6 protein-coding genes and 1 pseudogene are annotated in these 6,024 nt (G+C 53.9%); all 7 read left to right on the top strand.

Going from position 1 to position 6,024, the window contains the following annotated elements:
* Positions 1-457, top strand: a 457-nt coding sequence (locus ACOTX3_RS25675) for a DUF3330 domain-containing protein (protein WP_227653876.1), incomplete at its 5' end; no start/stop codon positions are given.
* Positions 458-582: 125 nt separating this feature from the next.
* A complete protein-coding gene (locus tag ACOTX3_RS25670; protein WP_029404405.1) occupies positions 583-1,119 on the top strand; it encodes a recombinase family protein in 537 nt (178 codons plus the stop codon).
* Between the two features lie 50 nt (positions 1,120-1,169).
* Positions 1,170-1,867 (top strand): IS1-like element IS1B family transposase gene (locus tag ACOTX3_RS25665; RefSeq protein ID WP_095033700.1). Its coding sequence is split into 2 segments (ribosomal slippage): positions 1,170-1,419 and positions 1,419-1,867, totalling 699 coding nucleotides; the frame shifts between segments, so codons are not numbered across the junction.
* Between the two features lie 212 nt (positions 1,868-2,079).
* A complete protein-coding gene (locus tag ACOTX3_RS25660; protein WP_000134999.1) occupies positions 2,080-2,721 on the top strand; it encodes an MBL fold metallo-hydrolase in 642 nt (213 codons plus the stop codon).
* Positions 2,722-3,134: 413 nt separating this feature from the next.
* Positions 3,135-3,938: an aminoglycoside O-phosphotransferase APH(3'')-Ib gene (aph(3'')-Ib, locus tag ACOTX3_RS25655; protein ID WP_001082319.1), complete on the top strand. Its 804-nt coding sequence runs from the start codon at positions 3,135-3,137 to the stop codon at positions 3,936-3,938.
* The gene (locus tag ACOTX3_RS25650) at positions 3,938-4,774 is read left to right on the top strand and encodes an aminoglycoside O-phosphotransferase APH(6)-Id (protein ID WP_000480968.1); all 837 of its coding nucleotides are present in this window, start codon (positions 3,938-3,940) and stop codon (positions 4,772-4,774) included. Before aph(3'')-Ib ends, ACOTX3_RS25650 begins: the two co-directional genes overlap by 1 nt.
* 106 nt (positions 4,775-4,880) lie before the next feature.
* Positions 4,881-5,651: pseudogene (locus ACOTX3_RS25645) on the top strand (Tn3 family transposase); the annotation flags it as partial.
* Positions 5,652-6,024 lie beyond the last annotated feature (373 nt).

Genomic DNA, 6,024 nt, shown 5'->3' with positions numbered 1-6,024 from the left:
GCTGATGGCCGGCAGCAGCCCGTCGTTGCCTGATGGATCCAACCCCTCCGCTGCTATAGTGCAGTCGGCTTCTGACGTTCAGTGCAGCCGTCTTCTGAAAACGACAATGGAGGTGGTAGCCGAGGGTGTGGAAACACCCGACTGCCTTGCGTGGTTGCGGCAGGCGGGTTGCGACACGGTGCAGGGTTTCCTGTTCGCCAGGCCGATGCCGGCGGCGGCCTTCGTCGGCTTCGTCAACCAATGGAGGAACACCACCATGAACGCCAATGAACCGAGCACCAGTTGCTGCGTGTGCTGCAAGGAAATCCCGCTCGATGCCGCCTTCACGCCGGAAGGGGCCGAGTACGTGGAGCATTTCTGCGGGCTGGAGTGCTATCAGCGCTTCCAGGCGCGGGCCAGCACTGCGACCGAAACCAGCGTCAAACCGGACGCTTGTGATTCGCCGCCGTCAGGTTGAGGCATACCCTAACCTGATGTCAGATGCCATGTGTAAATTGCGTCAGGATAGGATTGAATTTTGAATTTATTGACATATCTCGTTGAAGGTCATAGAGTCTTCCCTGACATTTTGCAGGGAATTCCATGACTGGACAGCGCATTGGGTATATCAGGGTCAGCACCTTCGACCAGAACCCGGAACGGCAACTGGAAGGCGTCAAGGTTGATCGCGCTTTTAGCGACAAGGCATCCGGCAAGGATGTCAAGCGTCCGCAACTGGAAGCGCTGATAAGCTTCGCCCGCACCGGCGACACCGTGGTGGTGCATAGCATGGATCGCCTGGCGCGCAATCTCGATGATTTGCGCCGGATCGTGCAAACGCTGACACAACGCGGCGTGCATATCGAATTCGTCAAGGAACACCTCAGTTTTACTGGCGAAGACTCTCCGATGGCGAACCTGATGCTCTCGGTGATGGGCGCGTTCGCCGAGTTCGAGCGCGCCCTGATCCGCGAGCGTCAGCGCGAGGGTATTGCGCTCGCCAAGCAACGCGGGGCTTACCGTGGCAGGAAGAAATCCCTGTCGTCTGAGCGTATTGCCGAACTGCGCCAACGTGTCGAGGCTGGCGAGCAAAAGACCAAGCTTGCTCGTGAATTCGGAATCAGTCGCGAAACCCGGTGATGCTGCCAACTTACTGATTTAGTGTATGATGGTGTTTTTGAGGTGCTCCAGTGGCTTCTGTTTCTATCAGCTGTCCCTCCTGTTCAGCTACTGACGGGGTGGTGCGTAACGGCAAAAGCACCGCCGGACATCAGCGCTATCTCTGCTCTCACTGCCGTAAAACATGGCAACTGCAGTTCACTTACACCGCTTCTCAACCCGGTACGCACCAGAAAATCATTGATATGGCCATGAATGGCGTTGGATGCCGGGCAACCGCCCGCATTATGGGCGTTGGCCTCAACACGATTTTCCGCCATTTAAAAAACTCAGGCCGCAGTCGGTAACCTCGCGCATACAGCCGGGCAGTGACGTCATCGTCTGCGCGGAAATGGACGAACAGTGGGGATACGTCGGGGCTAAATCGCGCCAGCGCTGGCTGTTTTACGCGTATGACAGGCTCCGGAAGACGGTTGTTGCGCACGTATTCGGTGAACGCACTATGGCGACGCTGGGGCGTCTTATGAGCCTGCTGTCACCCTTTGACGTGGTGATATGGATGACGGATGGCTGGCCGCTGTATGAATCCCGCCTGAAGGGAAAGCTGCACGTAATCAGCAAGCGATATACGCAGCGAATTGAGCGGCATAACCTGAATCTGAGGCAGCACCTGGCACGGCTGGGACGGAAGTCGCTGTCGTTCTCAAAATCGGTGGAGCTGCATGACAAAGTCATCGGGCATTATCTGAACATAAAACACTATCAATAAGTTGGAGTCATTACCCTTGCAGAGTTTATTAAGTATCATTGCAGCAAAGATGAAATCAATGATTTATCAAAAATGATTGAAAGGTGGTTGTAAATAATGTTACAATGTGTGAGAAGCAGTCTAAATTCTTCGTGAAATAGTGATTTTTGAAGCTAATAAAAAACACACGTGGAATTTAGGTTAGACTATAAATAGAAAAAGGCGTTTTGACAATGACAGAGATTATCAAAGATTTATACCAATTTACAGAGGTAATGGAGCCGATTAAGCTTTCAATGCACCAATACTTATTGATGACAAATGAGCCTGTTCTCATTCAGACCGGAGCCGTATCACAAGCGCAAACTACCATTCCTAAGTTGCAAGAGTTGCTCGGTGAACGCAAAATAAAATACATTCTAATTTCTCATTTTGAATCAGACGAATGTGGCGGACTTGCTTTGGTTCTCAAAGAACATCCCGAAGCTGTCGCGGTTTGTTCCGAAACCACAGCAAGACAACTGATGGGGTTTGGTATTACTAACAATGTGCTTATTAAAAAGCCGAATGAAATATTTGCCGGAGATGATTTTGAATTTCAAACTATCAGTTACCCATCTGAAATGCATATGTGGGAAGGACTTTTATTTTTTGAAAAGAAACGTGGTATTTTCTTTAGCAGCGACCTCATGTTCGGCATGGGTGAGAATCACGGACAAGTTATCGAAAGCAGTTGGGACGCAGCGGTAAAATCAAGCGGCGCAGATACATTGCCCAATCAAGAATCCGGACAAAAGCTATCCTCGGATTTGAGTGAGATTGAACCTAAGTTCGTTGCTTCCGGTCATGGGTTTTGCATTACGATTGTAGGATAAATCAAGCAAATAGACCTTGCAAAATAAGCATTTGCAAATATACCACTTCATAAAACCGTATACTGTAATTATCAAGATTTTGAACGATATTGAAAAACAGTAACTTAAAGGCTCGATATATTTATAATATATCGAGCTTTTTTCATGTCTAAAAACTTGGGGGTATATAGTGAAAAATACCGTCCCAACGTCCCAAAGGCTGATAAGTAGGCGCATTATATGGGTAAATGGCTTTTATAATCCACGCCGAAGACATTCAACACTCGGCTGGAAATCGCCGGTGGCATTTGAGAAAAAAGCCGCTTAAAATGAGAGATAGACCGGAACACAACCGGTGCAAGTCCATAGCAACTCGTTTCTTTTCGCAGGTTGAGCCACCTCCGCGCTTCATCAGAAAACTGAAGGAACCTCCATTGAATCGAACTAATATTTTTTTTGGTGAATCGCATTCTGACTGGTTGCCTGTCAGAGGCGGAGAATCTGGTGATTTTGTTTTTCGACGTGGTGACGGGCATGCCTTCGCGAAAATCGCACCTGCTTCCCGCCGCGGTGAGCTCGCTGGAGAGCGTGACCGCCTCATTTGGCTCAAAGGTCGAGGTGTGGCTTGCCCCGAGGTGATCAACTGGCAGGAGGAACAGGAGGGTGCATGCTTGGTGATAACGGCAATTCCGGGAGTACCGGCGGCTGATCTGTCTGGAGCGGATTTGCTCAAAGCGTGGCCGTCAATGGGGCAGCAACTTGGCGCTGTTCACAGCCTATCGGTTGATCAATGTCCGTTTGAGCGCAGGCTGTCGCGAATGTTCGGACGCGCCGTTGATGTGGTGTCCCGCAATGCCGTCAATCCCGACTTCTTACCGGACGAGGACAAGAGTACGCCGCAGCTCGATCTTTTGGCTCGTGTCGAACGAGAGCTACCGGTGCGGCTCGACCAAGAGCGCACCGATATGGTTGTTTGCCATGGTGATCCCTGCATGCCGAACTTCATGGTGGACCCTAAAACTCTTCAATGCACGGGTCTGATCGACCTTGGGCGGCTCGGAACAGCAGATCGCTATGCCGATTTGGCACTCATGATTGCTAACGCCGAAGAGAACTGGGCAGCGCCAGATGAAGCAGAGCGCGCCTTCGCTGTCCTATTCAATGTATTGGGGATCGAAGCCCCCGACCGCGAACGCCTTGCCTTCTATCTGCGATTGGACCCTCTGACTTGGGGTTGATGTTCATGCCGCCTGTTTTTCCTGCTCATTGGCACGTTTCGCAACCTGTTCTCATTGCGGACACCTTTTCCAGCCTCGTTTGGAAAGTTTCATTGCCAGACGGGACTCCTGCAATCGTCAAGGGATTGAAACCTATAGAAGACATTGCTGATGAACTGCGCGGGGCCGACTATCTGGTATGGCGCAATGGGAGGGGAGCAGTCCGGTTGCTCGGTCGTGAGAACAATCTGATGTTGCTCGAATATGCCGGGGAGCGAATGCTCTCTCACATCGTTGCCGAGCACGGCGACTACCAGGCGACCGAAATTGCAGCGGAACTAATGGCGAAGCTGTATGCCGCATCTGAGGAACCCCTGCCTTCTGCCCTTCTCCCGATCCGGGATCGCTTTGCAGCTTTGTTTCAGCGGGCGCGCGATGATCAAAACGCAGGTTGTCAAACTGACTACGTCCACGCGGCGATTATAGCCGATCAAATGATGAGCAATGCCTCGGAACTGCGTGGGCTACATGGCGATCTGCATCATGAAAACATCATGTTCTCCAGTCGCGGCTGGCTGGTGATAGATCCCGTCGGTCTGGTCGGTGAAGTGGGCTTTGGCGCCGCCAATATGTTCTACGATCCGGCTGACAGAGACGACCTTTGTCTCGATCCTAGACGCATTGCACAGATGGCGGACGCATTCTCTCGTGCGCTGGACGTCGATCCGCGTCGCCTGCTCGACCAGGCGTACGCTTATGGGTGCCTTTCCGCAGCTTGGAACGCGGATGGAGAAGAGGAGCAACGCGATCTAGCTATCGCGGCCGCGATCAAGCAGGTGCGACAGACGTCATACTAGATATCAAGCGACTTCTCCTATCCCCTGGGAACACATCAATCTTACCGGAGAATATCGTTGGCCAAAGCCTTAGCGTAGGATTTCGCCCTCTCCCGCAAACGACCCCTATGTGCTCGACGGCCTGCTGTACCACGAGTCCGACCTGCGGATCGAGGAGCACTACACCGACACGGCCGGCTTCACCGATCACGTCTTTGCCCTGATGCACCTGCTAGGCTTCCGCTTCGCGCCGCGCATCCGCGACCTCGGCGAAACCAAGCTGTACGTGCCGCAGGGCGTGCAAGCCTACCCGACGTTGCGCCCGCTGATCGGCGGCACCCTGAACATCAAGCACGTGCGTGCCCACTGGGACGACATCCTGCGCCTGGCCAGCTCGATCAAGCAGGGCACCGTCACCGCCTCGCTGATGCTGCGCAAGCTCGGCAGCTACCCGCGCCAGAACGGACTGGCCGTGGCCCTGCGCGAGCTGGGCCGGATCGAGCGCACGCTGTTCATCCTGGACTGGCTGCAAAGTGTTGAACTGCGCCGCCGCGTGCATGCCGGCCTGAACAAAGGTGAGGCGCGCAACTCGCTGGCCAGGGCGGTGTTCTTCAACCGCCTTGGGGAAATCAGGGATCGGAGCTTCGAGCAGCAGCGCTACCGGGCCAGCGGCCTCAACCTGGTGACGGCGGCTATCGTGCTGTGGAACACGGTGTACCTGGAACGCGCCACCCAGGGGTTGGTCGAGGCCGGCAAGCCGGTGGACGGCGAGCTGCTGCAATTCCTGTCGCCGCTGGGCTGGGAGCACATCAACCTAACCGGCGATTACGTCTGGCGGCAGAGCCGCAGACTGGAAGACGGGAAGTTTCGGCCCTTACGGATGCCCGGAAAACCTTAGCGTACGATTTTTTCCGAATTCTGCGGGCTCCCCTGTACGCGGTCGGAGTGGTCCCGGCAAGGCGTCAGCCGCAGCCGGGGCGTATCTCCGCGTTAGCGGGCCGAAGGGCCGCTTACGAGCGTGTACCCGACAACTGACCGCAGCTCCACCCACAGCGATGAAGAAGAGTAGTTACAACACCCATCATTAAAAGCGACACTACTCCCGGCCTTCGGCCGGGGGCGGCGGCGCTTTTCAGTGGTGGGGAGGGGCACCCGGCCGGCAAAGGGGTTTGAGGGCCAATGATGTAAAAAACCACGCTAAGGAGATAATTCATTGTTTAAATTGAGATTTAACGGCCTCAATTCCCCCTTCATAATATCCTCCGGTAGTG

This window comes from Enterobacter cloacae complex sp. IR5384, assembly GCF_049237265.1.
Taxonomy (GTDB): Bacteria; Pseudomonadota; Gammaproteobacteria; order Enterobacterales; family Enterobacteriaceae; genus Enterobacter; species Enterobacter cloacae.
This window is presented reverse-complemented; position numbering and strand designations above follow the sequence as displayed.